This is a genomic window from Raineyella fluvialis, assembly GCF_009646095.1.
Taxonomy (GTDB): Bacteria; Actinomycetota; Actinomycetes; order Propionibacteriales; family Propionibacteriaceae; genus Raineyella; species Raineyella fluvialis.
Genome location: NZ_CP045725.1, coordinates 3,079,940 through 3,097,986, shown reverse-complemented (window position 1 = coordinate 3,097,986; position 18,047 = coordinate 3,079,940). Strand labels below are relative to the sequence as shown.

The window sequence follows — 18,047 nt, the reverse complement described above, 5'->3', positions numbered from 1 at the left end:
CGGGTGGAGGGCGAGGCGCGGTCCGGACCGGCCGGGCGACGGATCTTCCAGCACCGGCCTCGCGGCCTCGAGATCCCGGTCGGTGACGGCGAGCAGCGGCACCACGCAGTCCGTCGAAGCCCCCGCCAGGCCGACCACTTCGAGGGCCCGCAGGACCTCGTGCTGGTAGTAGACGTACGGGAGGCTGCGTTCCAGCGGGGCGGCGTCCGGGGTGCGGGTCCCGATGGTGTGGCGGGCGCCGAGTCTCAGCAGGAACGGATTGGAGAATCGCCCGCCCCCATGGAGCTGGACCGCCAGGTCGATCTCCCGCTCACGCATCCGGGCAAGGAACGCGTCGACCTCGTCGTGGTCCTCCGGGCCCGGTCGTACCCCTTCGGCGTACGGCAGGACCTCGATGGTGTGGACGGGGCCGGGCCGCGACTCGAGCAGGCCGACGTGGAGCGGCGTTCCGAGCAAGGTGATCTCGGCCTCCGGGTAGGTCTGCGCGAGCGCGTGGAGCGCTGGGACGGTGAAGAGTACGTCCCCCAGGCCGCCACCGCGCAGGACGGCGATCCGTCGGATCCCCGAGAAACGGGGATGCAGCGGGCCGATGGCCTGAGGTCTCCCATCCATGTCAGCACACTAGGCATCGGGACGGCTGCTGGGGAAGCAATCCCCACGGCTTTCCGGGTCGGAGCAGGTGAGGAACGATGACGATCACCCAGGATCTCACGGCCGGGCCCGAGCGGTCACGGCTCGCGAAGGTGGCCGCCCCCTCCGCCGAGGTTCCCCGGCTCATCGCCGAGGCAGCCCCACGGGTCGTGGTCGTCGGAGACGTCATGCTCGACGGTTGGTGGCACGGCGATGTCCGGCGGATGTGCCGCGAGGCGCCGGCGCCGGTGGTCGAGGTCCATGACCGGGAGGAAGCTCCGGGTGGTGCGGCGAACACCGCCCTCAACGCCGCGTGTCTTGGCGCCGTCGTCTCCCTGGTCGCCGTTACGGGAGCGGATGCCGCCGGCACCAGTCTCCGGCGCCTCCTCGAACGCGACGGTGTGGATTGCTCGGGATTGCTGGCCGACCCGGACACCACCACGACGACGAAGAGCCGGATCGTCGCCGGCGACCAGATCGTCGCCCGGCTCGACGAAGCGGGGAACGGACCGGGGCAAGCGGTGCAGCGGCAGCTGGCCGCCCGCCTGGCCGAGGTGCTGCCGAGCGCCGACGCCGTACTGGTGTGTGACTACGGCGGCGGAACGCTGGACGGCGCCGTCCGCGAGTGTCTGCTGGGGCTGCTCTCCGGACGCCGATCCGGAGACGTTGATGCCCACGGCGCCCGTCCCCCGCTCGTGGTGGTTGATGCGCATGACGTCGGCCGGTGGCGCGACCTGCGGCCCGACGTGGCGACGCCCAACGCCGAGGAGGCCCTGCGTCTGCTCGTGGGCGTCGCGGCGTCGCCCGACCGGGCGGCACTTATGCGGGCGCATCGACAGACACTGCTCGAGGCCACCGGGGCCAGGTGTGTCGTCGTGACGATGGACCGGGACGGCACGCTCGCCCTCCCGGGGGACGATGTCGCCCTGGGCACCGCCCAGACTGCTGGGGGGCGTGGCGGGGGCGGTCGGATCACCGACCACCGCACCTGGGCGCGCCCCACCAGCGAGAAGCAGGCGTCCGGCGCCGGGGACACGTTCGTGGCCTGCTTGACCCTCGGCCTCGCGTCGGGTCTGCCGGCCCCGGTGGCCCTGGACCTCGCCCAGGCCGCTGCTGACGTCGTGGTCCAGCGACAGGGGACATCGGTGTGCACTACCGCCGACATGGAGACGTACCTCGGAGGCCTCGGGAACGTCGTCATCGACCTCGAGGACCTGGTCCGGCGCGTGGAGGTCTACCACCACGAGGGCCAGCGTGTGGTGTTGACCAACGGGTGCTTCGACGTCTTGCACCGGGGGCACACCCGCTTCCTGGAGCAGGCCCGGCATCTGGGGGACGCGCTGATCGTGGCGATCAATGACGACGAGTCGGTCCGCCGCCTGAAAGGTCCCGATCGGCCCATCAATCCGGCCGCAGACCGCGCAGCCGTGCTGGCCGCCCTGAGCTGCGTCGACCACGTGACCGTGTTCTCGCAGGACACCGCGGTCTCCGTGATCGAGCGACTCCGCCCCGACACGTACGCGAAGGGTGGCGACTACAGTCCCGACACCCTGGCCGAAACCCCGGCCGTCGAGGCGTACGGCGGTGAGGTGGCCATCCTCGACTACGTGCCGGACCACTCCACCTCGGAGGTCGTCCGCCGGATCCGCGTCAACGGCGGCGACTGACGCCGGCCCGCGCCCGCGCTGTCAGGAACTCTCGTGCTCCTCCAGACCGACCGAGCGGTGCAGTTCCCGGCTCGCCTCCCGGAGCCTCTCGGAGCCGGCCGCGGCGTGCTCGTCGAGCAGTTCGCCCAAGGCGATGGCCACGGCGTTCAGTTTCTGCTGGGTGGCATTGTCGGTGCGCACCTGGGTGTTCTGCAGCAGGGCGACGAGCAGGAAAGTCACGATCGTGGTGATCGTGTTGATCACCAGCTGCCAGACGTCGACGTCATGCAGGATGAGGATGCTCGGCGCCCAGACGACCACCAGCAGCACACAGGCGACGAAGAACCACGCGCGGCTCACGAAACTGGAGGCGCGCGACGCGAACCGGTCGAACGGGCCGACGTGATAGCTCACCTGGCTGGGCAGGACTTCGGGTTGGTCAGGCATGATGATCGCCCCTCCTGGGATGTTCGTCGACGCGGCCTCCACGGTGTGCGGCACGGATCGACGGTGAGGCCTCCCGCCCGCGCAACCATCACCGTGTCCATACCCACTGAAACCCCAGGTATGCGCTCGATGCCAGCGCGGTGGCGAGGGAGGCAGGAAGCCGCTCCGTCCTTGTGCGGCGGGACGGCCCTCTCGTGGGGTGTCCCTGTGTCGAGGAGCCCGGACGGGGTACAGGTTCCGCGACGACAGGAGGACCCATGGCCGATGACCGCCGAGACCCGAGCGATGTCACCCGGACGCGACCCAGCAGGCGTGGTTCCGCCGAGTGGGGAGCGCCGCCCGACCACCACCCGGACCCTGCCATGGACGTCCTGATCCCGACCAAGGACCGCGCTGCCGCGCTCGCCGTCACCCTGGCGGGTCTGGCTGCCCAGGACGATCCACCCTTCCGGGTGGTCATCAGTGACCAGTCCGACACTCCGGCCGAGGATGCACCGCCGGTCGCCACCATGCTGCGGGTGCTGCGCGCCCAGGGCCGGGAGGTCGACGTCTGTCGCCACCTGCCTCCGCGGGGGATGGCGGAGCAGCGGCAGTACCTGCTGGAGCAGGCCCGTACGGCGCGGGTGCTCTTCCTCGACGATGATGTCTGGCTGGAGCCGGGTCTGCTGGCACGCCTCGACGAGGCGCTGACCCGGATCGGCGGCGGGTTCGTCGGATCCGCGGTGCAGGGATTGTCCCATCTGGGCGATCGCAGACCCTCCGAGCTCGTCGGTTTCGAGCCCTGGGGCGGCGCCGTCGCCCCCGAGACCATCACCCGCGACACCGACGCCTTTGCCCGGCACTCGTTGCACAATGCCGCAAACCTGGTGCACGTCGCTGCCGACACCGACCTGCCCGACGACGGCTGGCTCACCTACCGGGTGGCCTGGGTGGGCGGCTGTGTTCTCTATCGCCGCGACGCGCTCGAGGCGGTCGGCGGATTCGACTTCTGGCGCAGGCTGCCGCCGGTCCATGTCGGGGAGGACGTGCTGGCCCAGTGGCGGGTGATGCGCCGCTTCGGCGGAGCGGGCCTCCTGCCCAGCGGCGCCGTCCACCTCGAGGAGCCCACCACCCTGCCGCGGCGCCGGGTCGAGGCCGCCGAGGCCATCGGCTGGCCGTCGGGCCCCGAGGATTGCGACGGTAGGTAGGACGACGCAGCCCGGCCCGTTTCCTGGTCGGGGTGCGGGGCCCTTTCCCCTTCGGTCGGGTCCCCGCGCCGTTCCCGGTCGATACTGGGGATGTTGCGAGGAGGCGCCATGAAGATTCCCCAGCCATCGTTGACCCGTACGGTCAAGGTCACCAGCCCGGAGTTCCCCGACGGTGGGCCGATCCCGCTGCGCTTCACCTGCCATGGGGAAGGCGTCTCGCCCGGGTTCGCCTGGTCGGGGATTCCCTCCGGCGCGAGGTCGGTAGCCGTGGTCGTCAGTGATCCCGACGCGCCGCACGGCCCCTTCCTGCACTGGTTGGTGACCGGCCTGCCGCCTCACGACGGCAGGTTCCGGGAGGGCGCTGCCCCACAGGGCGCCCGGGAGATGCCGAACAGTGGCCGGCTGCCCGGCTGGTACCCGCCCTGTCCCCCTCCGGCACGCATCGCTACGTCTTCGCCGTGTACGCCCTCGACGCCGTCAGCCGCGGTTCCTCCACCCAGCACGTGCTCGACGAGATCGCGGACCACACCGTGGCCTGGGGCAGCGTCACGGGGCTCGTCCGGGCCCACTGAGCCGCGTGACGACCGCCGTCCACCCCGTCAGGGGCGCAACAGCACCTTGATCGCGCGCCGCTCATCCATCGCGGCGTACGCCTCGGCGACCTGCGAGAGCGGCAGCTCCAGGTCGAACACCCGTCCGGGGTTGATGGTCCCGGCGAGGACGAGGTCCAGCAAGTGGGGAAGGTAGGCCCGGACATGGGCCGGGCCCCCTTGATGCCCACGTTGCGCCAGAACAGCTGGTCCACCGGTAGCTCGCCGTGCGGGACGCCGACGAGTCCGATCTGGCCGCCGTCACGGACGGCACCGACGGCCTGGAGGCGGGCGTCCTCGGTGCCCACGCATTCCAGGACGCAATCCGCGCCGATGCCCTCGGTGAGCTCCTTCACCCGGGCGATACCCTCGTCGCCCCGCTCCGCGATCACATCGCTCGCCCCGAACTCGCGGGCGATCGCCTGCCTGTCGGCGTGCCGACTCATCGCGATCACGGTCGCGGCGCCGAGCTGGACCGCTGCCAGGACAGCGCTGAGGCCGACGGCTCCGTCGCCGACCACGGCCACCGACGTACCCGGTCCGACGCCGGCGCTCACCGCCGCGTGCCACCCGGTGCACATCACGTCGGACAGGGCCAGGATGCTGGGCACCAGCTCGTCTGAGGGCACCTCGGGAGTGGCGATCAGCGTGCCGTCGGCGTGCGGCACCCGGATCTTCTCGGCCTGGCAACCGTCGTAGCCGCCGCCGTGCTGGCAGTTGGCGTGCGCACCCTTGCGGCAGATCGGGCAGCTGTTGTCCGAATGCAGGAACCCCCCGACCACGAACTGTCCGGGGGTGATCGTACGGACCGCCTCCCCCACGCTCTCGACGATGCCGCAGTACTCGTGTCCGATCGGCTTCGGCCGGGGCACGGGGGCGATGCCGCGGTAGCGCCACAGATCGGAGCCGCAGACGCAGGCGGCGACCGTGCGGATCAGTGCGTCGGTCGGTTCCAGGATGGTCGGATCCGGACGCTCCTCATAGCGGACGTCCTGCTTGCCGTAGATGACTGCTCCATGCATACGCCTAGCTCACCATGGCCGGCGGCCCTTCCGGGGGTCATTGGCCGTGTCCCTGTGCGTCTCCCGCGTACTCAGGGCTCAGGTCGATGCTGGCATGCCGGAAACGTCCGCGTCCTCACACCACGCTGAAGCCCTCGGGAAGCGTCGTCCTCCCGGTCATCGCCAGTAGTAGCTCGATGCGCTGTTCGGCAGAGGCCATCGCGGCGCCGAGGTCCATCGCGGGCACAGCGGCATCGACCAGGGCGGTGGGGATCCGCTGGTCGGTCGCCCGGGCCAGGTCGATGCCGTGCACGGTCAGTTCGAAAGCACGGGTGGGTAGATACCCCCGCAGCGTCATCGCGCCGACCGGCGTTTCGACCAGCGTGTCGTCGGCGCAGTCCCGGACCAGGGACTGGGCGCGCTGAGCGATGTCGTGGACACGGGCCCTCGGCTCCGGCCCGAGGGCCTCGCCGGCCTGTCGACCGCGCTCGGCGACCTGCGCGGGGTCGGAGAGCCCCGATCGTACGGCCCGGTAGTAGTCGACCGCCGCCGGCAGGGCGACGTCTCCGGTCGTGCCGGGCCGCAGGTAGCTCTCCAGCGTCGCGAAGGCCCGCGCGGCGTGGCCGAGGAGGGAACGGACATCCCACACGCCCAGACCGGGTCGTTCCCACCTGTCGGGCTCGATCCCGTCCACGACCGCCAGGAACCCGTCCGCCGCCGTGGTGAACCACACTCGTGCCTCCATGCGCCAAGTCAAGCGATGGGACGGCCGGAGGGGAAGGGCTGACACATCCGAGATGCCTGCGGTTGACGCGGCGAACGGTGGGTAAACGAGCAGGCATGAGTGTGACTCCTCAGGATCCGAAAGATCTCCGGCCCCCGACGGACCCGAGACGTCGAGTGCTACTGACAGGCGCGACGGGTGGGATCGGGTCGCTGCTGTCCGAGCGGCTCGACGCCGACTATGAGCTGGTGCTGCACGGGCATACAGCCCCCTCCGGGGAGACGGCCGAACGGTTTCACCTGGCCGACCTCACCGATGAGGCGGCCGTCGCTGCGTTGATGGATGGCGTCGACACCGTCATCCACATGGCTGGAGCGTCGGCACCGACCTCGTCCTGGGAGGACGTCCTGGCAGCCAACATCATCGGGCTGCGCAACGTCCTCGAGGGGGCCAGGACGCGCGGCGTCCGCCGGATCGTCTACGCCTCGTCCAATCACCTGATGGGCATGTACGACAAGCTCGGCGAGTGGCCCGTCTATCCCACGACCCTCCCCCGGGCGGATTCGCTGTACGGGGTCTCGAAGGCGTTCGGCGAGGCCTTGGGCCGCTTCTACCACGACACGTACGGTCTCGACTTCATCGCGCTGCGGATCGGCTGGTCGACGGATGACCCCGACGACCGCGACATCGACCTACTGCACGCGATGTGGCTCAGTGAGGACGACACCGAGCAGGTGGTCCGCTGCGCGATCGAGGCCGACGTGACCTTCGGCCTCTACTACGCCATCTCGGACAATCCGAATCGTCGCTGGGACGTGACCAACACCATGCTGGAACTGGGTTACCGTCCGAAGGATCGTTACCCGGAGCACCCGGGCGAGCACGAGGACCCCGACCAGCCGACCCCGCCGGACTGGCCGAACAACTCCTGAGGCTCTGCGGCACCGGGTCGAGCCGTCGAAGGAAGAGAGGGCAGCGATGAAGCTGGTGCGCCGCTCACGCCGCGGCCTCATCGCCCCGGACCTGCCCCGAGCCAGTCGCGCCGCCGTCCGTGGCGGCATCCTGGGCAACTTCGTCGACCAGTTCGACATCTTCCTTCCCGTGGTCGCGCTGGGCCCGGCACTGCCGTCGCTGGCGGGACGCTCGGCCGTCGGGGCGACTGCTGCGTACGTCGTGATGGCCACCCTGATCGGGCGCCCGCTGGGCGCGATCATCTTCGGGCGGATCTCCGACACGTACGGCCGTACGGCGACGACCCGACTGGCCATCGCCGGCACCGCGGCCTGCACCCTGGGGATCGCGCTGGTCCCGACCCACCAGCAGATCGGTCTGTGGGCGATCGGGCTCGTCATCGCCCTCCGTTTCCTCGGCGGCATCTTCCTCGCCGGCGAATACACCTCCGCCATCCCCCTGGCGATGGAGTGGTCACGACCCCGCGAGCGGGGCAAGGGCTCCGGCCTGATCATGGCCATGTCACCTTCGGCGCAGGCCACCATCGCGCTGGTGACGCTGCTCCTGCTGGCCCTGCTCGGCCCGCAGTCGTACGCCGACTGGGGCTGGCGCCTGTCGTTCCTCCTCGGTGCGGTCGCCTCGGTCGGGATGCTCGTCTACTACTCGCTGCGGGTGGCTGACGCGCCGATCCAGCATCGGCAGTCGCAGGCGGAGGGCCCGCGCGCCGGTCTCGCGGATGTGCTGTTCGGGCACTGGGCGGCCGCCTTCTGGCAGATCTTCGGGCTCATGACGGGCCTGTGGATCATGACCAACCTGACCGTCATCGTCCTCGCCCAACGCCTGACCTCCGATCTGCACCTGTCCGCCTCGGGCGTCGCCCTGGCGATGGCCATCGCCTCGGTCGGGCAGGCGATAGTGATGGCACTGGCGGGTCACTGGTCGACCCTGCTGGGGCGGCGCCGCTTCTTCGTGGTCTGGGGGCTGGCCGGACTGATCGGCGGACCGGTGCTGTGGTGGTGGATCTTGGGGTCAGCGCCTTCGGCGGTCGCGGCCGGCGTGGGCGCGGCGGTGCTGCAGATCGTGACCGTCACCGCGTACGGCCCCATCGGTGCCTATATCAACGAGCGCTTCCCCACCGTCGTCCGAGCCACCGCGTACGGCACGGCCTACTCATTGTCGATCGTCGGACCGGCCCTCTATCCCTATTACCTGCCGACGCTGGAGAGGTGGCTCGGCCACCAGGGAGCGCCCGTCGGGCTACTCGCTCTGGGAGCGGTGCTGGTCGCCGGGTGCGGGGCCCTCGGTCCACGGTTGTCGCCCGCCGAGATCGACACCGATCTGGACCGGCTCGCGGCCAAGGCGTGACCCGCCCGGCGTCCGGGATGGCAGGATGCCTCCATGGAGAGCCTCGGACGATCGAGTGACGGCGAGGACGGGCAGCGGACACTGCGCATCCTCATCTTCGCGCCGATCTCGCTGCTCGCCCTGGCCATCATCGTGTTCTCGATCCTGGCGGGCCGGCTCAACGACTCGATCTCCGCCTACTACGGCGGCCCCACCCGCGACGTGTTCGTGGGCTGCATGCTCGCCACTGCGATGGGAATCATCGCCTTCCGCGGCACCTCCGACCTGGAGGACTTCGCCCTCAACGCCGCCGGGTTCTACGCACCGTTCGTGGCCTTCGTCCCGTACGACTTCGATGCGACCACGTCCTCGGTCCACCTCGCCGCGAGCACCTCACCCGCGACGGCGCTGCGAGCGATCCTGGTGTGTTACCTCGTGGTGGCCCTCGTGTTCGCCGTCGGCGCCCAGAGGCAGGACCCCTGGCCGTTGGGCCGGCTGTGGCATGCCACCTCGACCGGCACGCGCCTGTTGTTGCTCGGCGCACTCCTCGCCCTGGTGGCCTACCTGGGGCTGGTCATCGTGCGGCTCGTTGAGGTGAACGGCAGGTTCGCCGGCGTGCACCTGGCGGCGGCCGTGCTCCTGATCACGAACCTCGGCGTCGCGGTCGCCAGTCATGTGGTCGCCCCTCGTCACAAGCTCCCCCGGTCGGGTGACGACGACCTGGGGCCCGGGACCCTGGCCCTGTACCGAGCGCTGACGCTGGGCATGCTGGCCGGCGGTCCGCTGCTGTGGGCCGTCCTCAGACTGGCTCACCTCTCCAGTGCCCTGCTGTGGACCGAGACCCTGGAGCTGGGCCTCTTCATGGTCTTCTGGGCCTCGGAGATCAAACGGCACAGTCCCCGGCTGGATCACTCGCCAGCCCGACGCCAACGGTCAGTGGTGTGACCGTGGCCCAGGAACTGCCCGAACTCCTCGTCCCCGATGCGCCCGCATGGCGGGCTTGGCTCGAGGCCCACCATGCCGACAGCCCAGGGGTCTGGCTCGTGATGCACAAGAAGGGCGGCGATGTCACCGCACTGACGTACGAGCCGGCCGTGGAGGAAGCCCTCTGCTTCGGCTGGATCGACGGACAGTTGCGGGCGCGGGACGCCGGAAGCTCGGCCGTCCGCTTCACCCCACGGACCAGGACCAGCCGATGGTCGCAGTCGAACGTGGACCGGGTCGCCCGACTGGAGGCCGAGGGACGGATGACCCCCGCCGGCCGAGCCGTTGTCGACGCGGCGAAGGCCGACGGGCGCTGGGAGATGGCCTATGCCGGAGCCGCGACGGCCGAGGTCCCCGCGGACCTTGCTGCCGCGATCGCCGCCGTCCCCGAGGCACAGGCGATGTTCGACATGCTCACCTCGACCAACAGGTACGCCCTCATCTACCGGACCACGTCGGTCAAGCGGCAGGAGACCCGGGAACGCAAGATCGCGCAGTACGTCGCCATGCTCGCCCGGCACGAGACGATCTACCCGCAGAAGCGGCAGCCCTCCCCGTGACCGTCCGGGCAGGCCGGAACTCGGCCCGGGCGCAGGCCGTCCGGAATTCGTCGGGCGCGCGTCAGTCCTGGAGCTGACGCGCCCAGGTCAAGTACGCGATGGGGACGGCGCCGGCACTGTTGACCACGGCCAGGGCCACCGCCCACACCGCCTTGCTGCCCCGGATCTGGTCCTGAGGTCGCTTGATGAGGTCGACGATCGCCCACGCGCGCAGCACGAGATCGGCGGTCCCGCCGACCGCGATGATGCCACGCGCCGCCGGCGGAAGGTCCCGCCACTGCTTCTTGTTCTTGCCCATCACGCCCAGCCTCCTCGTCCGTACTGCCTCCAGGCTAGACGTCTGAGCGACGCCACGAGGGCGGGAACAGCCATTCACCCGCGGGCTGCGACCCCACGCTGGCGACCCCGCGGTCGTGGCCTCTTTGCCGGGGTATAGCGTTCTCACATCCCGCGGGTGCCCCAGCAGGGGCTGAGATCGAGCTGACGCGCTCGGACCGTCGAACCTGTCCGGATCATGCCGGCGTAGGAAGTGAGTCCACAACACATGACTGACACGTTCACCCTCGGTGGACACGAGTTCTCGTCCCGTTTCATCCTCGGCTCCGGCAAGTTCAACCTCGAACTGGTCCGAGCGGCGCTCGACCACGCCGGCGCGCAGATGATCACGCTGGCTGTGCGGCGGGCGAACACCGATGCACCGAGCATCCTCGACCACATCCCGGCCGGCATCACCCTGCTGCCCAACACCTCCGGCGCCCGTACTGCCGAGGAGGCCGTACGGATCGCTCGCCTCGCCCGCGAGCTCGGCTGCGGTGACTTCGTGAAGGTCGAGGTGATCCGTGACACGAAGTACCTGCTGCCGGACAACCAGGAGACGATCAGGGCGACCGAGATCCTGGCCGGCGAGGGGTTCGTCGTGCTGCCGTACATGCACCCCGATCTGAACGTCGCCCGTGACCTGGTCGGCGCCGGTGCGGCGGCGGTGATGCCGTTGGCCGCCCCGATCGGCTCGAACCGCGGGTTGGCCGCCAAGGAGTTCTTGCAGATCCTGATCGACGAGATCGAGGTGCCGATCATCGTCGACGCGGGCATCGGTCGTCCGTCCCAGGCGTGCGAGGCGATGGAGATGGGCGCCACCGCGATCATGGCCAACACCGCGATCGCCACGGCGTCCGACATTCCCGCCATGGCGCGAGCGTTCCGGCTGGCCATCGAGGCGGGCCGCGAGGGCTACCTGGCCGGGCCCGGCCGGGTCCTCGAACGAGGCGGGGAGGCATCCAGCCCGCTCACCGCGTTTCTCGACGAGATGGGTCTCGACGAGGTGCCCGCATGAGGCACACCGACCACATGGGTTTCTACCCCCGGCAGGAGGACCTCGGCTCCGGCCTGATGGACCAGGTGCTGGACCGGGTCGGGCAGACCGACTTCTCGGTGTTCACCAGCCGCGACGTGAAGGCCGCCCTCAGCCATAGGACCCGGACGATCGACGACTTCGCCGCCTGTCTGTCCCCCGCCGCCGCCCCGCTGCTGGAGGACCTGGCCGGCGCTGCCCAGCGCGAGACGCGGGCCCACTTCGGCACCTCGATCCAGCTCTTCACGCCGCTCTACATCGCCAATTACTGCGCGAATCTGTGCACCTACTGCGGCTTCGCCGCGGACAACCGGATCCACCGGATGCGGCTGACGCCGGAGGGCATCGAGGCCGAGCTGAGGGCGATCGCGGACCTCGGCTTCGAGGAGGTCCTGATCCTGACCGGTGAGAGCCCCAAGTTCTCGAACACCGCCTATATCGCCGACGCCGTCCGGCAAGCCGCCCGGCTGTTCCGGACGGTCGGCTTGGAGATCCAGCCGGTCAACACCGACGACTACCGCCTGCTGCACGATGCCGGTGCCGACGCGGTGTCGGTCTACCAGGAGACGTACAACCCGGACGCGTACGACCCGCTGCACCCAGGGGGGCGCAAGCGCAGCTTCCCCTACCGCTTCCAGTCCCAGGAGCGGGCCCTGCGCGGCGGGATGCGCAGTGTGGGGTTCGGCGCCCTGCTCGGCCTGGACGACTGGCACACCGACGCGCTGGCGACCGGGCTCCATGCGTCCCTGGTGCAACAGGCCTACCCGGCCGCGGAGATCAGCCTGTCCTGCCCCCGGTTGCGCCCCACGGTCGCCGACGCCACCGTCAATGCCCGCGACGTGCACGAGCGCCAGCTCTTCCAGATCCTGTGCGCCTATCGGCTCTTCCTGCCGTACGCCAGCATCACGGTCTCGACCCGGGAGCGGGCCGGGTTCCGCGACAACGTGATCGGCGTCGTGGCGACCAAGGTGTCGGCCGGGGTCAGCACGGGTGTCGGCGACCACGCGGAGGGGCTCTCGTCCGGCGATGAGCAGTTCGAGATCGCCGACGGCCGCGACCTGGCGCAGGTGTGTGCGGCTGTGCGGGCCCGAGGGCTGGAGCCGGTGATGAACGACCACGTACTGGTCTGAGGCCACCGGCCCTCGGGCCGCCCAGCACTGGCTGTCAGAGGTGCGATTCGACCAGCTGGATGAGGTTCCCGCAGGTGTCGTCGAGGACCGCGGTGGTGACGGTGCCCATGTCGACGGGCTCCTGGGTGAAACGCACGCCCAGGCCGACGAGTCGGGCGTGTTCCGCGCGGATGTCCTGGACCGCGAACTGGGCGAACGGGATGCCGTCGGCCACGAGGGCGTCCTTGAAGGGCTTGACGGCAGGGTGACTACTCGGCTCGAGCAGGAGCTCGGTGCCGTCCGGGTCCTCGGGGGAGACGACGGTCAGCCAGCGGGCGTCGCCGAGCGGGATGTCGTGCTTCGTCACGAAACCCAGGATGTCGGTGTAGAAATGCTCAGCTCGGTCCTGGTCATCGACCATGACACTGGTGAGACGGATCCTCATGTCGGCTCTCCTCCAGGAGGCGGGCAGGGGGCCCGCAGGGAGTCCCTCTCTACCACACCACCCGGCTCGGCGGCGCTCCTTGTCGCTTTTGGGGATCAGGCTCGGGAGCGAAGGGTCTCGGCGATCGGAGCCGTCGGGTGCCCGATGAGTGCGGCGAGTTCGCCGGTGCGATCGGCGAGTTCGCCGGCGGCGATGGCGTCATCGACGGCCACCAGGAAGCCGATAAGACCGGAGTCGAGGCCCGCGCCGGCCAACGCCGCCGACTTCTCCTCCGGTGCCACCTGCACCGCGGTGACCTCACGCTCGAGCACGGCGGAGAAATCCCCCGCGAGGTCCTCGAAGCTCCAGGCGACGTCGCCCGTCAAGGTGTACGTACGCCCGGTCTCCTCGCCGGCGAGCACGACAGCTGCGGCCTCGGCGAGATCGCTGCGCGAAGCGCTCGCCACCCGGCCGTCCCCGGCGGCGGTGAGGACCTGGCCGGTGTGCGCGGCGGCATCGAGGTCAGCCAGGAAGTTCTCGTGGTACCACCCGTTGCGGAGGATGACGTGGGGCAGGCCCGACGCCCCCAGGTACTCCTCGGTCGCCTTGTGGTCCGGCGCGACGGGGTTGATCGACGCGTCCGCGCGCGGAGCGCTCGTGTAGACGAGACGGCCCACCCCGGCCTCCACCGCGGCATCGACGACCGCCGTATGCTGCGGCAGACGCTGCCCGACCGCCGTTCCGGAGACCAGCAGCATCGAGTCGACACCGGTGAGCGCGGACGGATCGGGCCGGTCGTAGTCGAAGCCACGCACGTCGACGCCTCGGGCGGCGAGATCCGATGCCTTGGCCGGGTCGCGGACGAGGGCGACCACCTCGGCGGCCGGCGTGCCGCGGTCGAGCAGGTGGTCGATGACGAGGCCGCCGAGGTGGCCAGTGGCGCCGGTGACTGCGAGGGTCATTAGGAGTTCCTTCCGAACGGTACGTATGAATCGATAGCACTTACGAACGGTAAGCACTATACTCAGGTAAGCACCACGGATCCAAGGGGACCACCATGACTCGTCCATTCGATGTGTTCGACCACGACTGCCCGTCGCGAGAGATCGTCGACGACGTCGTCGACCGCTGGTCGGCGCTGGTGCTGGTCGCCCTCATCGACAGTCCCCACCGCTTCTCCGAGACGGCCCGTACGGTCGGGGGGATCAGCGACCGCATGTTGGCGCGCACCCTCACGACACTGACCACCGACGGCCTCGTCACGCGGATCGAGCACTCCGGCCAGCGTGTCGAGTACCGGCTCACCGAGGCCGGCCGGCGGATCGCCGTGGCCCTGCAAGGGGTGGTCGAGGCGATCTACGACGTGATGCCCGAGGTGATGCGCGTCCACGACGCCGGGACGGTGGCGGACCCCACCTGACCGGGGCCGTGGCGCACCACGGGCCGCTCAGGGTCAGACGGCCTCGACGAGCATCGCGCTGCCCTGTCCCCCACCAATGGCGATGGCGGCCAGACCGAGCCGTGCTCCCGTCGTGTTGTGCCGAACCATCTGGGTAAACATCCGGGTCAACTGAACCGCCCCGGTGGCCGCCCAGGGATGCCCGAGGGCGATGGCTCCACCTTGCGGGCAGTTCCGAAGCTCATCGATGCCCAGGGCGTCAAGGCAGCTGAGCACCTGGCCGGCGAAGGCCTCATTGAAGTCCAGCAGGTCCACGTCGTCGAGGTGGACCCCGGAACGTTCGACCAACCACTGCACTGCCGGGACGATGCCCCAGCCGGGACGCTCGGGATCACAGCCGACGGTGACCGCGTCCAGGACTCGCAGTCCAGGCAACCCGCGTCGCGCGGCGGTCCTCCCATCGCAGATGAGCACGGCGGCCGCACCGTCGTTGACGCCGCAACTGTTGGCGGCCGTGGCGGTGCCCTCCGGGGTGAAGGCGGGGCGGAAGCGGGCCAGCCGTTGCGTAGTGAACCCGCGGCGGGGACGCTCGTCCCGGTCCAGGCCGCCGACAGGCACGAGTTCGCCTGCGAAGGCCCCCGCATCGGCGCTCGTCACCGCGCGCTGGTGGGAGCGGGCGGCGTACGCATCCTGGCGCTCCCGGCCGATGCCATGCTCGGCGGACAGCAGATCCGCCGCGGCCCCCATCTCGGGGTCGGCATGTCCGGCGTCGGTGAACGGCGCCCGGAAGTACTGCCGCGGCTCGTCGTCCGGGCTCGCTGCCGGCCAGAAGGTGAGCGGCTGGGTGCTGGCGGACTGGGTGCCCCCGGCGATCTGGAAACCCTGTCGTGGTCCGCTCAGCATCGCCACGCTGTACTCGATGGCCGCCATCCCGGAACCGCACTGCCGGTCGATCGTCACGGCCGGCGTCGCGACATCCAGTCCCGCCGCCAGTGTCGCCACGCGCGCCGGATTGCCACCGGGGCCGCGGATGTTGCCGATCACGACCTCGTCGATCGGAGCGTCGCAGTGGTCGGCCAGCTCCGCCAGGACCGGCGCCAGCAGATCACCGGCACTGATCGCGCGCAGGGCTCCGCCGACGGTGCCGATCGGCGTGCGCAACGCGTCGACGATGACCGGGCACTCCTCCGGATCCCTCATCCACGTTCCCCTTCATCCTGCGGTCGTGGCCGCGTCCGGGCGGCCTGTCGCCGACGGTCGCCAGCCACGATCTCGTCGGCCAGCCGCGTACGGTCGATCTTCCCCGTCGGCGTGATCGGCAGGTGCTCCCGTACGATCCATCGTCGAGGACGCCGGGCGCCTGTCAGGTGCGTACGGGCCCACTGCCGCACGCTAGCGCGGTCCTGGGCAGTGGTCGCACAGCAGATCACCTGCCCGACCCGGCCGTCGGGCACGGCGACGACGACGAGCCGTCCGCGACTGTGACCCTGCAATTCGGCCTCGATCGGTGCCAGCTCCACGGTCGCCCCGGCCGTGGTGGCCGACCCGGGGCGGCCGAGGACCTCGACGTGGTCACCGTCCAGGCGCACCAGGTCCCCGACGGTGGCGAAGCCCCGGTCGTCGGTGACGAGGCGTGACAACCAGGGCGAACGGACCCACAGGGTCCCTTCTCGCGCTTCGGCGCTCACCTCGTCGAAGAGGCGCAGGTCGCCGGCGTCGTGCCCCCAGGCGATCAGGGACAGTTCCGCGGCACCGTAGTAGTGGTCGATCAACAGCCCCGCACCTTCGGCCAGCCGGCGCAGCGACGGCTCGAGGGCATCACCGGCGACCAGGACGTGCAGGCCGGGAGTCGGCGCGTCCTCGAGCAGCCGACGAAGCTGGGTCGGTGTCAGTTGGGCGTGGGTGCAGCCGGCCGGCTCGGTGCTCCACGCCGCACCCACTGACGTGGCCAGGCAGGCGGCGAAGAGGTTCATGGTGGCCGCCAACGGGCCGGGGATCCAGAACCGGCTGGACGTCTGGAGCTGGAGGCGCTGTGCACACGCGGGGAAGCTGTCCACCCAGGAGGCGGTGGTCCGGACGATGGTGCGCGGTGTCCCGGACGTGGTGCCCGACGTCGCGAGCGCGATGTCGGCGCCTTCCCGATGAGCCTGCCAGAACGCGGCCACCGGATCCGCGCGCTCGAGCACGCGGACTGGTGCACCGTGGGGATCGTCAGGATCCATGCCGTCTCGGCCTGCCCTCATCGAACCTCCCGCTCGGGTCGACCTGTCATCACCTATTTGAACACTGTTCAGTCGAGGGAAGGGCGCCGTCCGAGGTGCGGATCGAGTCACGCTGCCGTTCGAGGCCGGCGATCAACTCCTCCTGCCCCCGCAAGGGCCTCCTGCACCGGGGTGCAGGGCAGCCAGGGAAACGCCTCACGGACCGGGCCCGGGTCGAAGGTCAAGGGCAGCGTGTCCATCTGCAGACTCATCCGGATCAGCCTGGCCTGGGCGGGTTTGGCAGAGGCCAGCACCGTCCCCAGGATGCGCAGCATGACGCGCGGTACGTGGTTGACCTTCTGCTGATGCGTGACCAGGCGCGCGAGTTCGACCATGGTGAGGTCCTGCGGCCCTCCGACGTCGATCACCGAGCCCCGCAGACCCGCGTCGGTGACGGCGCGTGTCACGGCCACCGCCGCATCGTTCACGGTGACGAAGTTCATCGGATTCAGCCCCTTACCGAAGACCGTCGGAACCCCTCGAGGGGCAGCTGTCTGCCGGATCAGATCTGCCCAGGTCTCGACGTAAGCGGTGGGCCGCACGATCGTCCAGTCCTTCCGGGCCGACTCGCCCGCGCGCAGCGCCTGCTCGGCGAGGCCTTTCATCCGGACAAGCTCCATCGGATGGTCCGCTGAGGCCCCACGGATCGAGACGAACACAATGTCGGCACCCTCCGCCCGGGCGGCCGCGAAGAGTGCGGTGCTGCCGTCCCGATCAACCTCGGCCGGCGACTCCCCCGAGGCCGGATCCACGCCGTGCATGGCGGCCACCACCACCCGTGAGCCGCTGAGTGCAGCCGTCAGGGTCTCGGGCCGACGCACATCGGCGGCCACGAACTCCGCACCCTGCGGCATATCTGCATGAGCTTGCCGCGAGATCAGCCGAACTCGGTGGCCGTCGGCGAGCAGCCTGACGGCGACGAGGCCACCGAGGCGACCCGTCCCACCCACGATGCTGATCATCGGGACTCACCTCCCCCGACCAGCGCCGCCACCGCGGCGTCGATGCCGGATCCAGAGCCCTCCGGATCGGTCGGCTCCACGTAGAAGCGGTTGGCGCGGATGAGATCGGACTCACCCGAGCCGACGGTGAAGATCATCACGCCGCGCATGAGGTGGGGCGCGCCGTCGAGTCGGGTGCCGGTCATCTCCCACTCGGTCCACCACTGGTCGTCGCGCCCTGCGGCCACCGCCCTGATGGTGGTCGTGATGTCGGGGATGACCCGGAAGAACTGTTCCCAGTTGCGTCGGACCTGGCCGGGGCCAACGAAGTTGCGAGAAGGATGGTTGGGCATGACGAGGCGGTAGTCGTCGGCGAAACACGCGACCAAGCCATCGAGGTCATGCTGGTTGGTGACGGTCACCAGACGCTCGAGCGTCGGTGGCAGGCCCTGGATCTGGGACATGGTGCCCTCCGTCGGACATTGGATACAGTTATTT

At 70.1% G+C, this 18,047-nt stretch carries 19 protein-coding genes, 2 pseudogenes and 1 riboswitch; of the genes and pseudogenes, 11 read left to right on the top strand and 10 right to left on the bottom strand.

Annotated features, from left to right (window positions below):
• Positions 1 to 279 precede the first annotated feature (279 nt).
• Positions 280 to 693: a hypothetical protein gene (locus tag Rai3103_RS14170; protein WP_153573116.1), complete on the top strand. Its 414-nt coding sequence runs from the start codon at positions 280 to 282 to the stop codon at positions 691 to 693.
• Positions 690 to 2,297 (top strand): D-glycero-beta-D-manno-heptose 1-phosphate adenylyltransferase, encoded by a 1,608-nt coding sequence (rfaE2, locus tag Rai3103_RS14165; RefSeq protein ID WP_153573115.1) that lies wholly within the window; start codon positions 690 to 692, stop codon positions 2,295 to 2,297. Before Rai3103_RS14170 ends, rfaE2 begins: the two co-directional genes overlap by 4 nt.
• Before the next feature lie 21 nt (positions 2,298 to 2,318).
• Here the strand turns inward: rfaE2 and Rai3103_RS14160 are convergent, their stop codons facing one another.
• Entirely contained in the window at positions 2,319 to 2,777 is a 459-nt protein-coding gene (locus Rai3103_RS14160; protein WP_228488944.1) for a low affinity iron permease family protein, read from the bottom strand.
• 203 nt (positions 2,778 to 2,980) lie between these two features.
• Here Rai3103_RS14160 and Rai3103_RS14155 point away from each other — a divergent pair, with 203 nt between their 5' ends.
• Both Rai3103_RS14155 and Rai3103_RS19130 read left to right on the top strand, forming a co-directional pair.
• Complete coding sequence (locus Rai3103_RS14155) at positions 2,981 to 3,910, top strand: glycosyltransferase family 2 protein (RefSeq protein ID WP_228488943.1); 930 nt, start codon at positions 2,981 to 2,983, stop codon at positions 3,908 to 3,910.
• A 90-nt stretch (positions 3,911 to 4,000) separates the two neighbouring features.
• A pseudogene (locus tag Rai3103_RS19130) lies at positions 4,001 to 4,482 on the top strand (YbhB/YbcL family Raf kinase inhibitor-like protein).
• Positions 4,483 to 4,509: 27 nt separating this feature from the next.
• Here the strand turns inward: Rai3103_RS19130 and Rai3103_RS14145 are convergent.
• Together Rai3103_RS14145 and Rai3103_RS14140 are read right to left on the bottom strand one after the other, a co-directional pair.
• A pseudogene (locus tag Rai3103_RS14145) lies at positions 4,510 to 5,522 on the bottom strand (zinc-dependent alcohol dehydrogenase family protein).
• 115 nt (positions 5,523 to 5,637) lie between these two features.
• Complete coding sequence (locus tag Rai3103_RS14140; RefSeq protein ID WP_153573113.1) at positions 5,638 to 6,246, bottom strand: maleylpyruvate isomerase N-terminal domain-containing protein; 609 nt, start codon at positions 6,244 to 6,246, stop codon at positions 5,638 to 5,640.
• 155 nt (positions 6,247 to 6,401) lie between these two features.
• On the opposite strand from Rai3103_RS14140, the gene Rai3103_RS14135 reads away from it, so the two are divergent.
• The 4 genes from Rai3103_RS14135 to Rai3103_RS14120 are packed head-to-tail and all read left to right on the top strand — an operon-like array spanning position 6,402 to position 10,064.
• The gene (locus tag Rai3103_RS14135; RefSeq protein ID WP_239022353.1) at positions 6,402 to 7,157 is read left to right on the top strand and encodes an NAD-dependent epimerase/dehydratase family protein; all 756 of its coding nucleotides are present in this window, start codon (positions 6,402 to 6,404) and stop codon (positions 7,155 to 7,157) included.
• A 46-nt stretch (positions 7,158 to 7,203) separates the two neighbouring features.
• Positions 7,204 to 8,541: an MFS transporter gene (locus Rai3103_RS14130; protein WP_194793149.1), complete on the top strand. Its 1,338-nt coding sequence runs from the start codon at positions 7,204 to 7,206 to the stop codon at positions 8,539 to 8,541.
• Between the two features lie 33 nt (positions 8,542 to 8,574).
• Positions 8,575 to 9,465: a hypothetical protein gene (locus tag Rai3103_RS14125; RefSeq protein WP_153573111.1), complete on the top strand. Its 891-nt coding sequence runs from the start codon at positions 8,575 to 8,577 to the stop codon at positions 9,463 to 9,465.
• Positions 9,462 to 10,064 carry a YdeI/OmpD-associated family protein gene (locus tag Rai3103_RS14120; protein ID WP_228488942.1) on the top strand — a complete coding sequence of 201 codons (603 nt, stop codon included), beginning with the start codon at positions 9,462 to 9,464 and terminating at the stop codon, positions 10,062 to 10,064. Before Rai3103_RS14125 ends, Rai3103_RS14120 begins: the two co-directional genes overlap by 4 nt.
• A 61-nt stretch (positions 10,065 to 10,125) precedes the next feature.
• On the opposite strand, the gene Rai3103_RS14115 is transcribed toward Rai3103_RS14120, so the two are convergent.
• Positions 10,126 to 10,365 (bottom strand): hypothetical protein, encoded by a 240-nt coding sequence (locus tag Rai3103_RS14115; protein WP_228488941.1) that lies wholly within the window; start codon positions 10,363 to 10,365, stop codon positions 10,126 to 10,128.
• A 139-nt stretch (positions 10,366 to 10,504) separates the two neighbouring features.
• Positions 10,505 to 10,610, top strand: a riboswitch (TPP riboswitch).
• Here Rai3103_RS14115 and Rai3103_RS14110 point away from each other — a divergent pair.
• Both Rai3103_RS14110 and thiH read left to right on the top strand, forming a co-directional pair.
• On the top strand, positions 10,609 to 11,397 hold the full coding sequence (locus tag Rai3103_RS14110; protein ID WP_153573110.1) for a thiazole synthase: 789 nt from the start codon (positions 10,609 to 10,611) through the stop codon (positions 11,395 to 11,397). Its footprint overlaps the riboswitch before it by 2 nt.
• Positions 11,394 to 12,545, top strand: a complete 1,152-nt coding sequence (thiH, locus tag Rai3103_RS14105; RefSeq protein ID WP_153573109.1) for a 2-iminoacetate synthase ThiH — start codon at positions 11,394 to 11,396, stop codon at positions 12,543 to 12,545. Before Rai3103_RS14110 ends, thiH begins: the two co-directional genes overlap by 4 nt.
• Before the next feature lie 34 nt (positions 12,546 to 12,579).
• Here the strand turns inward: thiH and Rai3103_RS14100 are convergent, their stop codons facing one another.
• On the bottom strand, positions 12,580 to 12,969 hold the full coding sequence (locus Rai3103_RS14100) for a VOC family protein (protein ID WP_153573108.1): 390 nt from the start codon (positions 12,967 to 12,969) through the stop codon (positions 12,580 to 12,582).
• 95 nt (positions 12,970 to 13,064) lie between these two features.
• Positions 13,065 to 13,910, bottom strand: a complete 846-nt coding sequence (locus Rai3103_RS14095) for an NAD(P)H-binding protein (RefSeq protein ID WP_153573107.1) — start codon at positions 13,908 to 13,910, stop codon at positions 13,065 to 13,067.
• Between the two features lie 95 nt (positions 13,911 to 14,005).
• Here Rai3103_RS14095 and Rai3103_RS14090 point away from each other — a divergent pair, with 95 nt between their 5' ends.
• Entirely contained in the window at positions 14,006 to 14,368 is a 363-nt protein-coding gene (locus Rai3103_RS14090) for a winged helix-turn-helix transcriptional regulator (RefSeq protein ID WP_153573106.1), read from the top strand.
• A 33-nt stretch (positions 14,369 to 14,401) separates the two neighbouring features.
• Here the strand turns inward: Rai3103_RS14090 and Rai3103_RS14085 are convergent, their stop codons facing one another.
• The 4 genes from Rai3103_RS14085 to Rai3103_RS14070 form a co-directional block, all read right to left on the bottom strand.
• Complete coding sequence (locus Rai3103_RS14085; RefSeq protein WP_153573105.1) at positions 14,402 to 15,547, bottom strand: thiolase family protein; 1,146 nt, start codon at positions 15,545 to 15,547, stop codon at positions 14,402 to 14,404.
• Positions 15,544 to 16,533 (bottom strand): AMP-binding enzyme, encoded by a 990-nt coding sequence (locus tag Rai3103_RS14080; protein ID WP_194793148.1) that lies wholly within the window; start codon positions 16,531 to 16,533, stop codon positions 15,544 to 15,546. The genes Rai3103_RS14085 and Rai3103_RS14080 overlap by 4 nt, the downstream gene beginning before the upstream one ends.
• Before the next feature lie 143 nt (positions 16,534 to 16,676).
• Entirely contained in the window at positions 16,677 to 17,570 is an 894-nt protein-coding gene (locus Rai3103_RS14075; protein ID WP_153573103.1) for an SDR family oxidoreductase, read from the bottom strand.
• The gene (locus Rai3103_RS14070; RefSeq protein WP_153573102.1) at positions 17,567 to 18,013 is read right to left on the bottom strand and encodes a nuclear transport factor 2 family protein; all 447 of its coding nucleotides are present in this window, start codon (positions 18,011 to 18,013) and stop codon (positions 17,567 to 17,569) included. The genes Rai3103_RS14075 and Rai3103_RS14070 overlap by 4 nt, the downstream gene beginning before the upstream one ends.
• Between the last annotated feature and the right edge of the window lie 34 nt (positions 18,014 to 18,047).

Bases quoted from the DNA above. Each gene is read 5' to 3' on its own strand.
- Rai3103_RS14085 (WP_153573105.1), bottom strand. From the start codon at position 15,547: ATGAGGGATCCGGAGGAGTGCCCGGTCATCGTCGACGCGTTGCGCACG.
- Rai3103_RS14095 (WP_153573107.1), bottom strand. From the start codon at position 13,910: ATGACCCTCGCAGTCACCGGCGCCACTGGCCACCTCGGCGGCCTCGTC.
- Rai3103_RS14070 (WP_153573102.1), bottom strand. From the start codon at position 18,013: ATGTCCCAGATCCAGGGCCTGCCACCGACGCTCGAGCGTCTGGTGACC.
- Rai3103_RS14125 (WP_153573111.1), top strand. From the start codon at position 8,575: ATGGAGAGCCTCGGACGATCGAGTGACGGCGAGGACGGGCAGCGGACA.
- Rai3103_RS14075 (WP_153573103.1), bottom strand. From the start codon at position 17,570: ATGATCAGCATCGTGGGTGGGACGGGTCGCCTCGGTGGCCTCGTCGCC.
- Rai3103_RS14155 (WP_228488943.1), top strand. From the start codon at position 2,981: ATGGCCGATGACCGCCGAGACCCGAGCGATGTCACCCGGACGCGACCC.
- Rai3103_RS14100 (WP_153573108.1), bottom strand. From the start codon at position 12,969: ATGAGGATCCGTCTCACCAGTGTCATGGTCGATGACCAGGACCGAGCT.
- Rai3103_RS14090 (WP_153573106.1), top strand. From the start codon at position 14,006: ATGACTCGTCCATTCGATGTGTTCGACCACGACTGCCCGTCGCGAGAG.
- thiH (WP_153573109.1), top strand. From the start codon at position 11,394: ATGAGGCACACCGACCACATGGGTTTCTACCCCCGGCAGGAGGACCTC.
- rfaE2 (WP_153573115.1), top strand. From the start codon at position 690: ATGACGATCACCCAGGATCTCACGGCCGGGCCCGAGCGGTCACGGCTC.
- Rai3103_RS14170 (WP_153573116.1), top strand. From the start codon at position 280: ATGGAGCTGGACCGCCAGGTCGATCTCCCGCTCACGCATCCGGGCAAG.
- Rai3103_RS14110 (WP_153573110.1), top strand. From the start codon at position 10,609: ATGACTGACACGTTCACCCTCGGTGGACACGAGTTCTCGTCCCGTTTC.
- Rai3103_RS14140 (WP_153573113.1), bottom strand. From the start codon at position 6,246: ATGGAGGCACGAGTGTGGTTCACCACGGCGGCGGACGGGTTCCTGGCG.
- Rai3103_RS14130 (WP_194793149.1), top strand. From the start codon at position 7,204: ATGAAGCTGGTGCGCCGCTCACGCCGCGGCCTCATCGCCCCGGACCTG.